The following is a 16,023-nucleotide window of genomic DNA, read 5'->3' on the forward strand; positions in this document are numbered from 1 at the left end:
TCACTGCCTCCCGGTTTGTGAGACGAGGTAGGCCGTGGTGACCTTCCCAGGTTCCAGCTTCGGCTCGGCGATCGACACGGCGAGCGCACTGCTCGGCGCGACCGTGCTCTCCGTCAGCGTGACGGCTTCCCCGCCGCGATTCTCTATGCGCAGCACGCGGCCGGTCAGTTCCGACCCCCGATATTCAGCGATCATCTGGACCTTGAGATTGCCGACATAGACCGGCCGCAGAGTGCGCTGGCGCATCTCGTAGCCATCGGCGACGCTGTTTGAATACATCGCCTGGATGAGGACGACCGCCGCTTCCTGCGGGCTGGTTGCAACCACCGCCTGGGGCGCCCCATTCTCCTCCACGTTGGCCTTCGCGATCGCCGGATTGGAGATGAAGAGCTGCACGGCCTGCTCGCCGGCGATCCGGCACACGATCTTGTAGACGTAGCCGCGCTTGCTGGTCGCAAAGAACGAAAGCGCCGGGCGCGCGAAGCCCTCCGGCACCGAGAGGTAGATGTCTCCCCGCACCGGTTCGTTGACGACGGAAAAGTCATCCTGCGGATTGCCGGTCGAGATCTTCGAGACCGACGCAAACTCGTCCTCGACCAAGCTGATCCTGGTGAGATCCTTTGCCGACGCTGCGCAATCAACCTGGCTGCCGTCGGCTGCCATCACCGTCTGGTCCGCCCAAGCCGGGGAGGTGATGAGGAAGAAGCTCACGGCGACTAGGGCAACGCCGATCATCCGGCTCACGATGCAATAATAGCGCGACAGGAAGACCGCGCCGGTCGCGGCGCTGCCGATGATGTAGACCGACATCACTGATCCTTTTCCTTGCCGGTCGTCACCATTCCGAAGCCCACGAGCTTCAGGGACAGTCCGGAATATTGCCAATCGAAGCGGAAGGAGCGGCGCTCGCTGGAGACGACCTTGTTGCCGACGATCGTGTGCAGGTCGCCGGTGACGGTCGACCGCAGATTCTTCGTATCCAGCTCCATAGTCTGGATGGTGAAGAACTGGGCGATCGACGAGCCGCGCTGCTCGTTGACGATCTTCATCAGGTCGGCGCGGATCTTTCCTTGCGCGCTGGGCGCGGTGATATCGAGTACCGACTTCATCCAGTATTCGAGATTCGCCGGGCTGCGATCGAGCGTCAGCACCGCGGTGTCGCGGGTGACCAGCTCGAGATACTGCCGCGAGACACCTGAAGAGTTCACGACCAACGGCGATGCCAGGATCGGTTGAAGGACAATCTCCCTGTCGCGCGTGACTGTCACAAGACCGAGGATGGCGCACAGGCTGCCAAGGACGCCGGCGACGATCACAAGCAGGTTGCGCTGCTTCAGGACCCGCTGGCTTTGAGCGTGGGTGTAGGAGATTTCCATCTCAGCCCGCCATCAGCCGGAGATAGGAGGGCGGTGTGGCCTTCATGCCGGTGAAGCCGGCCGGAAGATGCCAGTAGGCCATGTGAAGCAGCCAGGAGATCGCCCGTCCTGCCTTAGCCTTCTTCAGTCCCCACCAGCCTGCGCCCGCAAGCAACATGCCAATGAGAATATGCTGAGACAGGATACCCCAGACGAATGGCAAAACCATCGCTAGGAACTCATCCAGCGTCCACAGCCCGATTAGCTCGGGATCATCCAGATGAGACGGAACGACGTACTTGTCCGCGGCCATATCACCACCCTCCCCGCAGGCCGACCGGATCTGCTATTCCGGCCGACCCTTGGACTGTTCAGATTGTTGCCGTGACGGTGGAGGTGACGATCGGAATGCCGGTCCCGGCACCCACACCGACGCCGACAGGAATGGCGATCTGGCCCATCGAGAAGCGGCCTGAGGCCAACGCGACGATGCCGCCCGCGAGCGACAGGACGGTGATGATCTTGCCGCCCGACCCTTCGAGGAAGTCGGTGAACTTCGTGAGCGCCGTATCGAACGTCGTGTCGGCACCGGCGAGGGCCGGGCCGGCAAAGAGCAGGAGCGCGAACGCGAGTGCGACCAAAGCGAAGATCGCCAGCTCCGCACGACCGCTGTACTTTATGACAGACTGCATGAGAGTTTCCCTTCAAACGGAACGCGACTGACCCGCGCCCAATTGAAGGGTGGTCCCGGCGAGCGATCGGCGGCAACGCAGTTCCCGACGGCACGGTCTCGCAAACGAATTTTATGTGAGTCTGATCGGACCCTGCCCCGATGGCCGGGGCGGCGCGCCCCGGCATGCGGGGCAGCTCGCCCCACTATCTGGGGCACGCCGCCCCATTTCTCGGGGCAGACGAATTTTTGATTCGGCGTCCGCGCCTCTAATTGCGATCAATGACGGGCGAAGTTAGAATCGCTAACCGGATTCGGGGGGATCCCGTCAGCCCGGCTTAATCGTGTCTACGTTATCGAACCACAGCTAAGGATGGAGGATAGCCAGGTGCAGGTGCCATGACAGGAGATCAGTGCACCCTCGCGCTCGACATATCGGAGCATTTCTTCAATTTGACGACGGAGAGCCTGCGCCTGCGTTCGAACGAAACCAGGTGCTATCAGACCCTCGGAAATCTGGTTTCCGATCGGATCGGGTTGCCGTGTGCGCTGGAGGACCATGCACCTGAAACAATCCGGGAGCATCTGTCGGCGATCCCTACAACAGGCGACATTCGAATCGATCTGACCATCACCAGATCAAGTGCCGACAGCCTGGATGCAGTAAAGAAGCTCATCTCTGAGGGGCTTGGGTCCGAAATAAGCTTGGGGGACACACTTTCGATCATGCTCTTCCACTACGTGGTCGGCCAGAAAGCTGCGCGCGTTCTTGAGCGACTGGGATTGGAGGGCACAGATAATCCGCCACGAAAATCTGCGATCAGCGAAGAACTGGGTAACGAGAAGATAGTCCCGCTAAGATAGTTGCTGCTGGCTTTTGCTGCAGGCGCACAAAATGCAGAGGCTTGCTAAGTCACTGCCTGTGTGTTTCGTTTCAGGCCTTGCGTGCAAAAGGGGGCCATGACTTGTCATCGCTTGCCCATATCGAAGCTTCCGACGATGGCTGCGTTCCGGCCAGGGTCGAGCAGTGGGACTTCATCCCGCTGATCCTCGAAGCAATGTCTGAACAGAATGTAGGCCAACGCAAGCTGGCGCTGAAGACCGGCATCAGCAAAACGCGTCTCGGTCTCCTACTTCACAGTGATCCCGCTAAGCGCGCGCCGATGTTCGTGTATGAACTCCAGCAGGTTTTGGCCGCCCTGGACATCAACATCGTGCAAGCCATGATCGCGATCGAGACCTACAGTGATCCAGCCCTCTTCCTCGACGAGCGCTTCCAAACCTCGCTTGTGATGCTCGCCGAGTTATTCAAAGGCCTCCCGGCGATGCTCGTGGCGGCGCTCGACGAAATCGAAGGGATGGATGGCACAGAGGTACGCAAGGAGTGGGCCGGGCCGCTACGACAAGCGGTAGTTGAGAAGCTAGTCAAGGAGGTCAGTGCCGTGATGGCTCGGCGGGTACAACTCGCTCAGATTTCCACCCTCAGCCTGCTCTTGTGGATGTCGACGATGGCCACGGACTTGCTCGATCCGCTTCTCGCCTAGTACGAAAAAACTGTTACCCTTCGGGCTCTGTGCTGCTGCCGCACGGCAGCGAGCTCCGACATGACCTGGACCGTCGCCCGCGGCGGCAGCGCCGCCAAACGTCGCCAATTTAGAAGCACGTTATCGACATAGGCCTGGGTCTCGGCGATCCGCGGCAGCATCCCGTCCCTCACGCGGCTCGGTCCGGCATTATAGGCTGCAAGAGCCAGGTGGACCTGTCCGAAGCGATCGAGCTGCTGCCGGAGGTATCGCGCCCCGCCTCGCAGATTCTGCTCGACGTCGTAGCGATTGACTCCAAGGTCGGCGGCCGTGCCGGGCATGAGCTGCGTCAATCCGAAAGCGTTCTTTGGCGAATAGATCCCTGCCTTGTAACCGCTCTCCCGGATGATCATCGCATCGAAGAGGCCGACCGGAATGCCGTACTCACAAGCGATGCTGCTCATCATCTCATAGTATCCGGATCGTCTATATTCGGTGCGGGAATCAAGGAAACTCGCCGGTCGATAGCCGCTTGGGGCGCAGCCCGGCGCACTACTCGTTGGAACACTCGAGAAGACCACACCCTCGCGCATCCAACCTGGGATTGCTATTGGGGAAGTGAATGACACGGCGTCCTGCGACTGAAGAGGCGCAGTTGACGCGACTCCTACATGCGCAAAGGGATCCTGGTCATTGGGATCGGTTTGCGCTGTCGCCGCAGCGAAGCTGTTCGCCATCTCAAAGGCGACCCAACGCCTGCTCAGGTCATGGGTCCGAAATGCCGTAGGAAGCGAATTGGAAGCCGTCACTTGACGATTGCCTCCGTTATCCTCTGCGCGCGGAGCTGTGGCATCGACAGCAGATCCCCTCGGCGCTGGCTCCGTCCCCATCACGATCACCTCCACCGACCTGCGCTCCCTGCCTTTTTGGCTGGCACCGGCTTCCGAGCCATGAAAGGCAACGGATAGGGCGACCGCCACGAGCAAGATTGATCTCATTTCGCACCTCCTAGCCGTGCTCATGGGGAGTGGAGGTCAGGGCGAATATTGTTGTCAATCCTGAACGCTTCAGGGACGATCGGATCGAAACCCGCTTCGACAGGTTAGTCCATGTGGTTGATTGATCGCCATAGCGACGGACTTGACGCCGCTCGCATCCCCCTTCCGCTCCCCCTTCGGGCGGCTCTCGTGCGCTGGTACATCGGTGAAGGATCCCGACATGACGAAGAGGCCGGCATCACGTTGGTGCAGCAGGCGCGTATCGGCTCGAAGTGGATTGCCTGCAACTGCCGTGGCACCAAACAGGCACCACCCATTTTGACACCCGCGTTCCTGTCGGAAGCGGAGACCTATTACCTGCGGCGGCTCACAAGCACAAACCGGCCCGAACACGTTTCGTCCTGTCCCTTCTTTCGGGACCAAGCCACGAACCGCATCACGGAAACGCGGAGAGCCCAGACGCCGGCAGACCCCCCCGTCGGCTATTTCGAGGTTCTGCGCCCGGCGCCGGAAAAGCTCGCTCAACGACCAGATGACGACGCCAGCGACGACCGCACGCGAAGTGCTTCCGTTCCGCGCCTCGCCCGCCTGCTCTGGAGGCTGATCGCCAATGCCGGTCTCAACATTGCCGTCCCCAGCGATCAGGAGCCGTCAGAGCGTGCCATCGGCGCGGAGTTCAAGCTGCTCGCAGCGGCCGCCGCGAGGATCGAAGTTGCCCCTGGAATCGAACTCGATCGTGTTCTCTGGACTCACGGCGACGCGCTTCACAGCAGGCGGGCCTTCGCAGGCATCCGAGCGCTATCTCGCCGATGGCCGCGCGGCCATGCACCCCAAGGCTTTCTCACGATCTTTGCCAAGTCGTTCAAAGGCTCGACGATCTTTCCGGCAGGATCCGAGCCGATCGCAGTCGCCAATCGCGTCCAGTCGCCATCGGTGCGGGATAACTCGATCACAGGGCCGTATCTGGTGATTGTCGTTATCGGCCAATATCCCGAAGCGCAAGGCTATGCGCCACTGCGAGCCTACGCCCAACCGATTTATTCGGGTCTGAGGTTCATACCGGTCGATAGCAATTTCCATAGGACCTTGTTGAGAGCCCTCCTCCGATCGAGGCACCGCCTCATGCAAGATGGCATCGAACTAGCAATTGAGAAGCCAGTTTTTGACCGGCTGACCCCGCTTGGAAGCTGTCGACCGGAATTCCTCCTCGAAGCGCGCTCGCGTCTTACTGGTGAGATTCGACGATTCATAGTGCAAGCTCTAGAGGAGACGAGCGTCGAGCTACGTATCCCGAAGCTGGCTGCTCGCCGGAGCCTTGAACAGATCGCTCCCGTTCTTTCAATCACGCCGAAGGACGTTGAGGATGAACAAATCTGGCGCCTGATCGTCGAAGCGTTCTACCGATCCTGATGGAAGGGCGTAGCCCTAAGGCCAAGACAATGTCATGGCGAATGCACTCACGATGGCAAGCGTAACAGGGGTCGAAAGCAGGTACAGCTTCTGCCATCTCCACCAGGTTTTAGGGATGAGCCGGAGCAGGTTCCTCGGCGTGGTGACCGTTTCCCATGTCCGTTCGCGGCACAGCTCGACGGTGATGAAACCCAAGGACATGATAAGAGCAAGGGCGCAGCAAAGCCCCGCAGCGGCATAGAGCGCGATCCAATTCTGAAGCTCCGCGGCCGAAAGATGTTCCACGGTTCACAACCCTTCCATCCGCTCTGGTCGTATCAGTCGACCACGGCCGTCGTTTCCATGAGACTTACACCAGTCGCAATCAATCGACTACACACGCAAAGTTGCTCCAATTTGGAGACGATTTTCAGCGATCTCGAACGGCGTCGGGCTTAGCATGGTCAGCAGCCTGGAGACAGTTCATAAATTGGTAGGTACACAGGGCGAGCTTCAAGGTGTCATGCAGGTATCGGTTCTTGTGATACTCTATCGTGGGCGAGAGCGCATCACGGTTCACGACGACAGTGATAAGGCCTGGTCTGAACTTGTAAATTTTGTCGACGCCTTCTGGAAGAATTCTGACGTGGCGGTGCTGACCTCTACCCCCGCCTCAGAAGAGCAGCGCGTCAAACTATTCTTTTCCGAGACGGGTGCATCCTATATCCTAGGCCATGCGTACGCATCCGGTGAGGACCGCGGCTACTGACGGTTTGCTGGGGGTTTTGGCATCTTACTTGCCGAGGAAGGCCTCGACGCCTTCTTGAGCGAGCACATCGCGGAATGCAGCATCGGCATCGCGGTCGGTGGGGAATAGATTGTCCCAGACCGTCGAGGTGCCGTGCTCGTTGACGACCTCGAGGGACCAACCACGTTCGGTGGCGAGCCGCACGATGTTGATGGTCAGCCGTACGCCCGCCTGTTCGATGGACCGGCAGAGAGAGGATTCAATCAGTTCGGGTTGCGGGTCAAATTCCATGCCGTGATGCTATGAGGTCACGGCTCCAGCTTCAACGCTGTTGGTTTCCAATTCCATGGGAGCAGATCGCCAAGCCGATTAGCCGGATGACCGGCGATGCGGGCAAGGACGTCGGCGAGCCAAGCCTGGGGATCGAGGTCGTTGAGGCGACAGCTTTGAATGAGTGAAAACATGATGGCGGCGCGCTGACCGCCGCGATCGGAGCCGCAAAATAGCCATGCTTTCCGCCCGAGTGGCACACAGCGTAGCGCCCGTTCCGCTGCGTTGTTCGTGAGGCATACCCTGCCATCGACGAGGAAGCGGGTGAAGGAGTCCCAGCGCCGGAGCATATAGTTGATAGCCTTGGCGAGATCATGGTTACGCGACAGCTTGGCGAGTTGGGCGTTCAACCAGTCGTGCAGTTCGGCGATCAGTGGCGCGCTCAACTCCTGACGGGCGGCAAGCCGCTCCGCTGGTGTCTTGCCGTTGATACCGCGCTCAACGTCGAACAGGGCGTCCAGCTTCTGCACCGCCTTCAGCGCAATCGGATAGATCGGGCCAGTCCGCTCGCCGCGGCTCTTCTTGCGCGCAGCGCCCTCGACGTCAGCAAGTTCGAAGAACTTCCTGCGCGCGTGAGCAAAGCATCCTGCCTCCAGGATGAGACCAGGCTGGCGGTTGGGAGCGTACAGCTCAAAATAGCCCGCATAGGCATCAGCCTGCAGAATCCCGGACCAGGACGCGAGGTGCGCCTGGGGATGTTCCCCGCGCCGGTCGCGCGAATAATAGAAAACCACCGCCGGCGGATCGGCGCCGCCGAACGGGCGGTCATCCCGGACATAATCCCATAATCTACCGGTATCGGTCTTGCCCTTGGCCATGACCGGCACGGTGGTATCGTCGCCATGCACGCGCTCGGCGGCAAAGACATGGGCCTCGATCAGCCGAAAGATGGGCATCAAGGCGAAGGACGCCGCACCAACCTGATCGGCAAGCGTGGAGACGCTCAGCGGCACGCCTTCGCGAGCGAAGCGCTCCGCCTGGCGGTTGAGCGGCTGGTGCTGCCCATACTTCTCGAACAGCAGCATGGCGAGGAAGCTTGGCCCTGCCCAGCCACGCGGCACGACATGGAATGGCGCGGGCGGCTGCGTGATCTTCTCGCAGTCACGGCAGGAGAACTTCTCGCGTACGGTCTGGATGACCTTCCAGGCACGCGGGATTACCTCCAGCGTCTCGGTTACATCCTCGCCCAGCTTCGACAGGCGCATGCCGCCACAGGCCGGACAGGAACAGGGCGCCGGAACGACGACGCGGTCGCGGGGCAAATGGTCGGGGAACGGTTTTTTAACTGGCCTCTTGCGCTCAAAGGCGGTGACGTTCGTCGCCTTTGTCGCGGCGGTCTCGGCGGCCAGATTATCTTCGGCGGCGTCGGCCTCCAAATCTTCGAGCTCAAACTCCATCTGCGCAAGAAGCCGGCGGGTGCGTTCGGCGCTGGGGCCGTACTGCTCGCGCCTGAGCTTGGCGATCTGCAACTTGTAGTGCGAGATCAACGCCTCGGTGGCGCTCTCCCGGGCACGGGCATTGGCCAGTTCTGCTTCAGCGCTCGTGGCCCGCTGTTCGGCTTCATCGGCGCGCTGCGCACTGAGCCGTACCAACGCCTTGAGCGCTTCGATATCGTCAGGCAGGGGCGAAACGGCGGCGTCCACAACTTGGATGGAATCATAGAAAACCTCCCGGATGAAGCGGAAAATGCAGCCTCCGCCGAGAAAATCTGCGCCTATCCTGCGCTCTGTGGGCGCCAGCTATATTGCGGGTTCCGCCAGTCCACTCCGTCGAGCAGACAGGCCAGCTGTGAGCTCGTCAGCGACACCACGCCGTCCTTCGCGGCGGGCCAAATGAACTTCCCTCGTTCCAATCGCTTCGAATATAACGACATCCCCAGGCCGTCGTGCCAGATTATCTTCACAAGCGCCCCGCTGCGCCCGCGAAAGACCCAAAGATCGCCGGCAAATGGGTCTCGCGAGAAGCTCTGCTGCACCATTGCTGCCAAGCTCTGCATGCCGCGCCGCATATCTGTGTGGCCCATCGCAATCCACACCCGCGCGCCAGCTGGGATCATCGCAGGGCCTTGAGCGCTGCCGACACCAAGGCAGCTGGTGCCGACGCAGATATGCTCACGCGCCCTTTGCCACCCAGATCCACGATGATTACCGGCATTGCGGCCTGGTGCGCATTCTGCTGTTCGCCATCGTCAACCACCGCCTGGGCGAACTCCGTCAGGGCGGGCGGCTGCCGCAGCTTGTTGCGCCACGTGTAAATGCGCGCCGTGGAAATATCGTGCCGACGCGCCACAGCCAAAACGCTGGCCCCAGGCGCAAAGGCTTCTGCCAAAATCTGGAGCCGTTCCTCGTCGCTCCAGCGCCGCCGCCGTTCCGGCCCAGTCATCACCGTGATCTGCCGCATCCACTGCTCCTAAGCGTGCTCTCGAGAGCGTTCTTAAGAGCAGGCCCCTACCTCACGACAAGGCGCGTCTCGCCGGATGCATACGGCCATGCCGACGTGTCGGCGCTTGCTGCACACGTTATGGCAATGGAAGACTAAGCAAGGCCGAGTTGGTTCCAAGTTCTGTACCGTCCGGCAATCTCAGTCGCCTCTCTACACGAGGATGTGCATGTTCGCGTGCCTTGTTATCGGTGACAGCATTGGCGTCGGACTGTCGGGAGCGATCAATAACCGATACGCCAGTGGGTGCGATTCGGTGGTCGAGGCAGGCGCTACCATCGACCAGATACTGGCGTGGCGTAAACCCGCCAGGCTATATGGCACCACCGTCCTCGCCGTCGGATCCAACGATCAGCCGAGCCGACAGCTAACGCTCAAACTGACCAGACTACGCCAAAATATCGCGACAAAACGAGTGATCTGGATGCTGCCCTACTCCCGGGAGCGAGCCTATCTCATAAACTCGATTGCTGTGACGTTCGGCGACGACACGTTGGACATCGCGCGTTTCCGCACGAGCGACCGTGTCCACCCGATCAGCTACGATGAGATCGCGGCTGTTCTCCTGCCGAGGGGCCAACCACGGGGGAGCAGGAAATCCACTGTTGAGTGGTCTCAACGCAGTCGACGATAAAGCATCGACCTAAAACGCTGCATTTCATTCGAGTAAGCTGAGCTTAGTCCTCCATTGCTCCAGATGTTGGAGCGCAGGTCTCAAACCATGCGCCAATGGCCCCAAGCCATAGAGTTGATAGGATTCAGGCGGTGGCGACATCATTCGCGAGACCAGAGATACGCCTTCCAATTCCCGTAGGCGGACCGTGAGCACATTAGCGCTGATTTTCGGTATGGCTCGACGAATGGATGTAAATCGCAGCTCGTCTTTGCTCAGGGCTACCAGGATGTGCAACACCCATCGGGCACTCAATGTATGGAATATCGCGTCGGCCGCCGCAGGGTCTATCGCTTGAAAAAGCTGTCTTTCTGACTCGATGCACATCCAGTTACTTTCTCACCCTAAAAGGCGCACGGCCGGACTGAGTCAGCTACGCCGTTCGCGGTTCCGTCGGGCCCGGCTTGGCGGTGCTTGGAGGGTCGCCGACCCGCTCATGGACAATTGCGGAGGGCGTGCGCGAACGGCGGCGGCGAGCGGCCGAACTTGTGACCACCACTGCCTTGGTACGTCTTCGTCCCAGTGAAGAGCAGATGAGGGAAGGCGCTTTTTGACATCACGATTTGCCGATGCGCGAAGGTCCGATGAGGGACGACTCTGGGGCACCACGACGGATTTCATGTCACGCGATCCGCCAAATCAAGTGAAGCTACTCCCGACAAATCAAAGTACCGCAGTGCAACGCGCCTGATGCGTGCGTCACCGTTCGAATATAATACGCGGCGAAGCGTCCAACCCCTCAGCCTCGGCGCGGCGGAGCTTGCTCTTCGGGCCTCATCGCCTTACCTGCCGCCTCCCCCCGAGCGGGGTTGGAGTCGGAGAAACGAGCCGACCGACCACGTAGCCGCGGAACAAAGGCGGGTACGCGGTCCATATACGCACGATATGCCTGGCCAAATTCCGCGAGCGCCGCCTTCTCCTCATGCCGGGCAAGGCGAATATACATCACCACCAACACCGGAAACATGGCGAGCGTCAGTAACGTCGGCCATTGCAGCAGAAATCCGAGCATCACGAGGATGAACCCGATATATTGCGGATGGCGAACCTTGGCATAGATTCCCGTCGTTGCGGGCTTGTGAACGCGCTGGGCTGCGTGAAGCGGCGCCCATCCGGCCGAGATCAGCCAGAAGCCCGCGCCGATCAGCACGAAGCTGGCAAGATGGAACGGGCCAAAATGTGGGTTGACCCTCCAGCCGAACATCATCTCGAGCAGATGGCCGGCATCGTGGCTCCACCAGTCGAGGCCGGGGAAATGCGACTGGAGCCAACCCGAGAGCAAGAAGATGGTGAGCGGGAAGCCATACATTTCGGCGAAGAGTGCAACGATGAATGCGCTGAATGCGCCGAAGCTGCGCCAGTCGCGCCCGGTGGCGGGTTTGAAGAAGCTGTACGCGAATAGGATGAACACGGAGGCGTTGACCAGCGCCAGCCCCCAAAGACCATAGCCATAATCGGTATGCGTCATCGCGGCCCCCCTTCCACGCGCTCGTTCGAATTCGCAGGCAGTCCGGTCGGGACAGCACCCGGCATCTGGTCATGGCCATGCTGATGGCCGCCATGACCGTGATGCATGAACAGGTGCATGAGCGGACAGGCGAGCAGGATCAGATAGGGCAACACACCCAGGAAATGTGCGGTGTGCTCGGTGATGAGGAAAAAGCCCGCGACTAGCAGGAAGCCGATCAAAACGATCTTTCCACGCTTGCGCATGCGATGGTCATGCCCGTCCATATGCCGCTCTTCTCTCGCCAATGTCTTGCGAGCATAGATCCGAGTCCCGGGAGCAAGGTATAAGTAGAGACCGAAGTCCGTCATTCGCCCAAGAAGGCGATGCCGGCTGGTTCACAAACCTCACCATCCCTATCGGCGTTACGCAGTGGTCATGACGCGGCCGTCATTCTGCGGCTTTTGCGTATAGGCGTGCGCTGGTCGTCCACCAATGCTGCGCTAAGGACAATAAGCGTGAGAGGCAGGCCAGAGTTCATGCACAAGAAAAGGAAAAAGCATCATTCCCGCGGCCATGTCGGGGTGAACCTGCTCGAACGGGAAGCAAGGATCGACCTCGCCACGCGACCTGCCGACGGCCTTGGCGTCGCGTTCCTCGGCGCATCGGAAACGGTGACAGGGTCGCGCTATCTGGTGGACGACGGCGATACGCAGGTCGTGGTCGATTCAGGCCTGTTCCAGGGTCCGAGGGATTTGCGCCGCCTCAATTGGGCGCCGATCGCGCCCGAGGTTGCCGATGTCGGCCTGTTGCTGCTGACGCACGCGCATCTTGATCATTCCGGCGCGCTGCCACGCATGGCGCGCCTTGACTGGGACGGGACCGTCCTCAGCACCCGGGCGACCGAAGCTTTGTGCGAGCTTCTGCTCCCCGACAGCGGGCACCTCCAGGAAAAGGATGCGGAGTTCGCCAATCGCCACGGCTTTTCCAGGCACCAGCCCGCGCTGCCGCTCTACACGCAGGCTGACGCCCGCCTTGCGCTGCAGCTGTTCCGCACGGTCGAGTTCGGGGCGTGGCACCCGATCGCGGACGGCATCAGGGCGCGCTATCATCGCGCCGGCCACATCCTCGGCGCCGCCTCGATCGAGATCGATTGGAAGGGCCGCACGATCCTCTTCTCAGGTGATGTCGGGCGCTATGGCGACGCAGTCATGAAGGATCCCGAGCCACCTGCCCGTGCCGATTATGTCCTCGTGGAATCCACCTATGGCGATCGCCGCCACGAACAGGTCGATCCGACCAAGACCCTGGGGGACCATGTCGAACGGTGCGTCAAGCGTGGCGGGACCGTGGTGATCCCCGCCTTCGCCGTGGGCCGCGTCCAGTCCCTGCTCTACCATTTTTCCCGGCTGCGCGCCGAAGGCCGTCTGCGCGACATCCCGATCTTCCTCGACAGCCCGCTGGCGATCAACGCGAGCGGGCTGATGTGCGATTTCATGGACGAGCATCGCCTGACACGCGCCGAGTGTGAAGCGGCGTGCGGGGTCGCGCACTATGTGCGCGAAGTGGAAGAATCCAAAGAACTCACCGCCAACCCCGCCCCTAAGGTCATCATCTCGGCCAGTGGAATGGCGACGGGCGGCCGCGTGCTCCACCATCTCAAGCGCTTCGCGCCGGATGGGAAGAACCTCATCCTCTTCTCGGGCTTCCAGGCGGCGGGCACCCGCGGCGCCGCCATGATCGGAGGCGCCCGGACGATCAAGATCCACGGTGAGTATATCCCGGTCGAAGCCGAGGTCGCCAACCTGACGATGCTCTCGGCCCATGCCGACAGTGACGAGCTGATGCGCTGGCTCGGGTCTCTGCACGAGGCCCCACGCCATGTCTATGTCACCCATGGCGAGCCGACCGGCGCCCAGGTTCTGGCAAAGCGCGTCTCGGAGGAGCTGGGCTGGGCATGCAGCGTACCGGCGCTGGGTAGCTGGGGCATGCTCGCATGAAGCCCGGGATTATCGAGGACGCCGAAGCAGAGCCTGTCGCGACGACGCTGCGGGCACACCGCATCGGCCTGTCGGCTGCCGGAAGCGATCAGATCGCGGTCATGCGCCACGACTGTCCGGTCTGCCGCTCGGAAGGTCTCGCGTCGCGCGCGCAAGTTGCGCTGCGCGCCGGCGGGCGGGAAATCGTCGTCTCGCTGCTGCATAGTTCCGCGGAGGCTCCAGCGCCAGGCGAGATCGGCCTGTCCGAATCCGCTTGGCAGCGGCTCGGCGTCAGTGACGGCGATCCGGTCGAGATCGCGCACGCCCAGCCTCTCGCCTCGCTCAGCGACGTGCGTCGGCGCGTCTATGGCAATCGGCTTTCCGATGGGGCTTTTTCAGCGATCATCACCGACATCGCCGAGCGACGCTATAGCGATGTCCATCTCTCGGCGTTCGTCACGGCCTGCTCAGCGGTCCCGCTCGATACGGACGAAACGATCAGCCTGACCAGGGCGATGGTCGATGTCGGCGAGCGATTGCAGTGGCCCGAAGAGGTCATCGTCGACAAGCATAGCGTCGGTGGATTGCCGGGCAATCGCACCACGCCGATCATCGTCTCGATCATGGCCGCCGAGGGCCTCATCATGCCGAAGACATCGTCGCGGGCGATCACCTCGCCGGCCGGCACGGCGGACACGATGGAGGTGCTGGCCCCTGTCGACCTCGACGTTTCCGCAATCCGCAAAGTGGTCGAGCGCGAAGGCGGCTGCATCGCCTGGGGCGGCGCCGTTAATCTCAGTCCGGCCGACGATGTGATCATCGGCGTGGAACGGGTGCTCGATATCGATGCCGTCGGGCAGATGGTCGCCTCGGTGCTGTCCAAGAAAATCGCGGCCGGTGCGACCCATCTGGTCATCGACATCCCGGTTGGGCCGACGGCGAAGGTACGCGGCGCCGATGCCGCCGACACGCTCGAGCGCGCGCTGAGCTCGGTCGCCCAAGCCTTCGGGCTTCGCACGCGCGTGATGCGCGGCCCCGGCGCCGAGCCGATCGGACGGGGCATCGGTCCGGCGCTCGAGGCGCAGGATATCCTTGCCGTGCTCCAGGGGCAGCCGGGCGCCGAGGATCTCGCCCACCGGGCCTGCGAGCTGGCGGGAGGACTGCTTGAGCTCGCGGACGCAGCCCCGGCCCGCGAAGGTTATGCGCGTGCGCGGGCGTGCCTCGAAAGCGGCCGGGCCTGGGCCAAGTTCCAACGTATCTGCGAAGCGCAGGGCGGCATGCGGGCTCCACCGGTCGCCCGGTTCCAACAGGATATGATCGCTCCCTATAGCGGCCGCCTGGTGAGTATCGACAATCGCAAGCTCGCGACGGTCGCGAAGCTTGCCGGCGCGCCGATGGCCAAGGCCGCCGGCGTCGCGCTGCAGTGTCGGCTGAACCAGATGGTGGATGCCGGGGCTCCCTTGTGCACCATTCATGCCGAGAGCCCGGGCGAGCTCGACTATGCGGCGGCCTATGCGGTGAGCGACGGGCCGATCTTCGGGATTGAAGCGCTATGAACCGTCCCGTGCTGTTCGCGCTGTCTGGCAGCGAGGCCCTGGCACAGCCGCTATCCGCCGCGCTCGATGCAGAGGTCGGCACGATCGAGCATCGTCAGTTTCCTGACGGGGAAACCTATCTCAGGGTCGTAAGCGACATCAGCGACCGCGAGGTCATCCTGCTGTGCAGTCTCGATCATCCGGACGCCAAGCTGTTGCCGCTGCTGTTCGCAGCCGACACCGCGCGCGATCTGGGCGCTCGCAGGATCGGGCTCGTCGCCCCCTACCTCGCTTACATGCGCCAGGACATTCGCTTCCATCCCGGCGAGGCGGTGACGTCGCGAACCTTTGCCGCGATCCTGTCTCGCCATCTCGACTGGCTGGTGACGGTTGATCCGCATCTCCATCGCTATCATGCGTTGTCGGAAATCTACCGCATCCCGACCCAGGTCGTTCATGCCGCGCCGCTTCTGGCCTCGTGGATCAAGCGCAATGTCGCTCGTCCGCTGATCATCGGTCCGGACCTGGAAAGCGAACAGTGGGTCTCGCAGGTGGCGGCCGATGCCGATGCTCCGTTTCTCGTGTGCGAGAAAATCCGGTCCGGCGACCGTGACGTCACCATCTCGATTCCGAATGCCCCAGCGTTTCTCGATCGCCAGCCGGTGCTGGTCGACGATATCGCCTCATCCGGCCGAACCCTCGCCGAGGCGGCGCGCCAGCTGGTCGACATGGGGTTCACGCGACCGGATTGCGTGGTCGTGCATCCGCTTTTCGCCGGCGATGCAGCGCAAGTCCTGGGTGGGCTCGTCGAGAGGATCGTCAGCACGAACGCTGTTGCACATACTTCGAATGATATCGACGTGATGCCGGCGATTGCGGAGTCCGTTCGCCGCGGGATCTGAACGGTGCGCTGCGCGTCAGTTCTTCAGTACTCAAT

Annotated in this window: 19 protein-coding genes and 1 pseudogene; 7 read left to right on the forward strand and 13 right to left on the reverse strand. The window is 61.7% G+C overall.

From position 1 onward, the window contains the following. Genes SAMIE_RS21830 through SAMIE_RS21845 form a run of 4 tightly spaced genes read right to left on the reverse strand, consistent with a single transcriptional unit; the run spans position 1 to position 2,047 of the window. Positions 1 to 810 carry a type-F conjugative transfer system secretin TraK gene (locus SAMIE_RS21830; RefSeq protein ID WP_066701140.1) on the reverse strand — a complete coding sequence of 270 codons (810 nt, stop codon included), beginning with the start codon at positions 808 to 810 and terminating at the stop codon, positions 1 to 3. Continuing rightward, a complete protein-coding gene (locus SAMIE_RS21835; RefSeq protein ID WP_066701141.1) occupies positions 810 to 1,376 on the reverse strand; it encodes a type IV conjugative transfer system protein TraE in 567 nt (188 codons plus the stop codon). The genes SAMIE_RS21830 and SAMIE_RS21835 overlap by 1 nt, the downstream gene beginning before the upstream one ends. 1 nt (position 1,377) lies before the next feature. Continuing rightward, on the reverse strand, positions 1,378 to 1,668 hold the full coding sequence (gene traL / locus SAMIE_RS21840; protein ID WP_066701142.1) for a type IV conjugative transfer system protein TraL: 291 nt from the start codon (positions 1,666 to 1,668) through the stop codon (positions 1,378 to 1,380). Positions 1,669 to 1,726: 58 nt separating this feature from the next. Next, positions 1,727 to 2,047 carry a TrbC/VirB2 family protein gene (locus SAMIE_RS21845; protein ID WP_066701143.1) on the reverse strand — a complete coding sequence of 107 codons (321 nt, stop codon included), beginning with the start codon at positions 2,045 to 2,047 and terminating at the stop codon, positions 1,727 to 1,729. 377 nt (positions 2,048 to 2,424) lie between these two features. Between SAMIE_RS21845 and SAMIE_RS21850 the strand changes: the two genes are divergently transcribed. Both SAMIE_RS21850 and SAMIE_RS21855 read left to right on the forward strand, forming a co-directional pair. Then, a complete protein-coding gene (locus SAMIE_RS21850) occupies positions 2,425 to 2,889 on the forward strand; it encodes a hypothetical protein (RefSeq protein ID WP_066701144.1) in 465 nt (154 codons plus the stop codon). Between the two features lie 101 nt (positions 2,890 to 2,990). After that, the gene (locus tag SAMIE_RS21855; protein ID WP_066967399.1) at positions 2,991 to 3,569 is read left to right on the forward strand and encodes a hypothetical protein; all 579 of its coding nucleotides are present in this window, start codon (positions 2,991 to 2,993) and stop codon (positions 3,567 to 3,569) included. On the opposite strand, the gene SAMIE_RS23880 is transcribed toward SAMIE_RS21855, so the two are convergent. Then, the gene (locus SAMIE_RS23880) at positions 3,566 to 4,015 is read right to left on the reverse strand and encodes a lytic transglycosylase domain-containing protein (protein ID WP_232037496.1); all 450 of its coding nucleotides are present in this window, start codon (positions 4,013 to 4,015) and stop codon (positions 3,566 to 3,568) included. The genes SAMIE_RS21855 and SAMIE_RS23880 overlap by 4 nt on opposite strands. A 642-nt stretch (positions 4,016 to 4,657) precedes the next feature. On the opposite strand from SAMIE_RS23880, the gene SAMIE_RS21865 reads away from it, so the two are divergent. Further along, on the forward strand, positions 4,658 to 5,956 hold the full coding sequence (locus SAMIE_RS21865) for a hypothetical protein (RefSeq protein WP_066701145.1): 1,299 nt from the start codon (positions 4,658 to 4,660) through the stop codon (positions 5,954 to 5,956). Positions 5,957 to 5,971: 15 nt separating this feature from the next. Here SAMIE_RS21865 and SAMIE_RS21870 read toward each other — a convergent pair whose 3' ends face one another. Further along, on the reverse strand, positions 5,972 to 6,241 hold the full coding sequence (locus SAMIE_RS21870) for a hypothetical protein (RefSeq protein ID WP_066701146.1): 270 nt from the start codon (positions 6,239 to 6,241) through the stop codon (positions 5,972 to 5,974). A 154-nt stretch (positions 6,242 to 6,395) separates the two neighbouring features. On the opposite strand from SAMIE_RS21870, the gene SAMIE_RS21875 reads away from it, so the two are divergent. Next, a complete protein-coding gene (locus SAMIE_RS21875) occupies positions 6,396 to 6,704 on the forward strand; it encodes a hypothetical protein (protein ID WP_066701147.1) in 309 nt (102 codons plus the stop codon). 24 nt (positions 6,705 to 6,728) lie between these two features. On the opposite strand, the gene SAMIE_RS21880 is transcribed toward SAMIE_RS21875, so the two are convergent. The 7 genes from SAMIE_RS21880 to SAMIE_RS21915 all read right to left on the reverse strand — a co-directional run bounded on the left by SAMIE_RS21880 (position 6,729) and on the right by SAMIE_RS21915 (position 11,859). Beyond that, complete coding sequence (locus SAMIE_RS21880; RefSeq protein ID WP_019052496.1) at positions 6,729 to 6,974, reverse strand: hypothetical protein; 246 nt, start codon at positions 6,972 to 6,974, stop codon at positions 6,729 to 6,731. A 17-nt stretch (positions 6,975 to 6,991) separates the two neighbouring features. Then, positions 6,992 to 8,656 (reverse strand): IS66 family transposase, encoded by a 1,665-nt coding sequence (tnpC, locus tag SAMIE_RS21885; protein ID WP_019052497.1) that lies wholly within the window; start codon positions 8,654 to 8,656, stop codon positions 6,992 to 6,994. Positions 8,657 to 8,727: 71 nt separating this feature from the next. Beyond that, a complete protein-coding gene (gene tnpB / locus SAMIE_RS21890; RefSeq protein WP_232037497.1) occupies positions 8,728 to 9,021 on the reverse strand; it encodes an IS66 family insertion sequence element accessory protein TnpB in 294 nt (97 codons plus the stop codon). Positions 9,022 to 9,065: 44 nt separating this feature from the next. Beyond that, positions 9,066 to 9,413, reverse strand: a complete 348-nt coding sequence (gene tnpA, locus SAMIE_RS21895; RefSeq protein WP_019052499.1) for an IS66-like element accessory protein TnpA — start codon at positions 9,411 to 9,413, stop codon at positions 9,066 to 9,068. Positions 9,414 to 10,110: 697 nt separating this feature from the next. Beyond that, positions 10,111 to 10,452, reverse strand: a complete 342-nt coding sequence (locus SAMIE_RS24180; RefSeq protein WP_076605463.1) for a winged helix-turn-helix transcriptional regulator — start codon at positions 10,450 to 10,452, stop codon at positions 10,111 to 10,113. A gap of 412 nt (positions 10,453 to 10,864) precedes the next feature. Next, the gene (locus SAMIE_RS21910; protein ID WP_083216029.1) at positions 10,865 to 11,593 is read right to left on the reverse strand and encodes a methyltransferase family protein; all 729 of its coding nucleotides are present in this window, start codon (positions 11,591 to 11,593) and stop codon (positions 10,865 to 10,867) included. After that, entirely contained in the window at positions 11,590 to 11,859 is a 270-nt protein-coding gene (locus SAMIE_RS21915) for a DUF2933 domain-containing protein (RefSeq protein WP_066701148.1), read from the reverse strand. Before SAMIE_RS21915 ends, SAMIE_RS21910 begins: the two co-directional genes overlap by 4 nt. A 252-nt stretch (positions 11,860 to 12,111) precedes the next feature. Between SAMIE_RS21915 and SAMIE_RS21920 the strand changes: the two genes are divergently transcribed. From SAMIE_RS21920 to SAMIE_RS21930, 3 genes and pseudogenes are all read left to right on the forward strand, one after another. Further along, positions 12,112 to 13,572: an MBL fold metallo-hydrolase RNA specificity domain-containing protein gene (locus SAMIE_RS21920; RefSeq protein WP_171012665.1), complete on the forward strand. Its 1,461-nt coding sequence runs from the start codon at positions 12,112 to 12,114 to the stop codon at positions 13,570 to 13,572. After that, a complete protein-coding gene (locus SAMIE_RS21925) occupies positions 13,569 to 15,107 on the forward strand; it encodes a thymidine phosphorylase family protein (RefSeq protein ID WP_066701149.1) in 1,539 nt (512 codons plus the stop codon). Before SAMIE_RS21920 ends, SAMIE_RS21925 begins: the two co-directional genes overlap by 4 nt. Then, a pseudogene (locus SAMIE_RS21930) lies at positions 15,104 to 16,010 on the forward strand (ribose-phosphate pyrophosphokinase); the annotation flags it as partial. The gene SAMIE_RS21925 and the pseudogene SAMIE_RS21930, both read left to right, overlap by 4 nt. Positions 16,011 to 16,023: the final 13 nt, after the last annotated feature.

Origin of the sequence: Sphingobium amiense (genome assembly GCF_003967075.1) — a bacterium.
GTDB lineage: Bacteria > Pseudomonadota > Alphaproteobacteria > Sphingomonadales > Sphingomonadaceae > Sphingobium > Sphingobium amiense.

Bases quoted from the DNA above. Each gene is read 5' to 3' on its own strand.
- SAMIE_RS21830 (WP_066701140.1), bottom strand. From the start codon at position 810: ATGTCGGTCTACATCATCGGCAGCGCCGCGACCGGCGCGGTCTTCCTG.
- SAMIE_RS21925 (WP_066701149.1), top strand. From the start codon at position 13,569: ATGAAGCCCGGGATTATCGAGGACGCCGAAGCAGAGCCTGTCGCGACG.
- SAMIE_RS21865 (WP_066701145.1), top strand. From the start codon at position 4,658: ATGTGGTTGATTGATCGCCATAGCGACGGACTTGACGCCGCTCGCATC.
- traL (WP_066701142.1), bottom strand. From the start codon at position 1,668: ATGGCCGCGGACAAGTACGTCGTTCCGTCTCATCTGGATGATCCCGAG.
- SAMIE_RS21915 (WP_066701148.1), bottom strand. From the start codon at position 11,859: ATGGACGGGCATGACCATCGCATGCGCAAGCGTGGAAAGATCGTTTTG.
- SAMIE_RS21880 (WP_019052496.1), bottom strand. From the start codon at position 6,974: ATGGAATTTGACCCGCAACCCGAACTGATTGAATCCTCTCTCTGCCGG.
- SAMIE_RS21910 (WP_083216029.1), bottom strand. From the start codon at position 11,593: ATGACGCATACCGATTATGGCTATGGTCTTTGGGGGCTGGCGCTGGTC.
- SAMIE_RS23880 (WP_232037496.1), bottom strand. From the start codon at position 4,015: ATGATGAGCAGCATCGCTTGTGAGTACGGCATTCCGGTCGGCCTCTTC.
- SAMIE_RS21850 (WP_066701144.1), top strand. From the start codon at position 2,425: ATGACAGGAGATCAGTGCACCCTCGCGCTCGACATATCGGAGCATTTC.
- SAMIE_RS24180 (WP_076605463.1), bottom strand. From the start codon at position 10,452: ATGTGCATCGAGTCAGAAAGACAGCTTTTTCAAGCGATAGACCCTGCG.
- SAMIE_RS21875 (WP_066701147.1), top strand. From the start codon at position 6,396: ATGGTCAGCAGCCTGGAGACAGTTCATAAATTGGTAGGTACACAGGGC.
- SAMIE_RS21845 (WP_066701143.1), bottom strand. From the start codon at position 2,047: ATGCAGTCTGTCATAAAGTACAGCGGTCGTGCGGAGCTGGCGATCTTC.
- tnpB (WP_232037497.1), bottom strand. From the start codon at position 9,021: ATGCGGCGCGGCATGCAGAGCTTGGCAGCAATGGTGCAGCAGAGCTTC.
- tnpA (WP_019052499.1), bottom strand. From the start codon at position 9,413: ATGCGGCAGATCACGGTGATGACTGGGCCGGAACGGCGGCGGCGCTGG.
- SAMIE_RS21835 (WP_066701141.1), bottom strand. From the start codon at position 1,376: ATGGAAATCTCCTACACCCACGCTCAAAGCCAGCGGGTCCTGAAGCAG.
- SAMIE_RS21920 (WP_171012665.1), top strand. From the start codon at position 12,112: ATGCACAAGAAAAGGAAAAAGCATCATTCCCGCGGCCATGTCGGGGTG.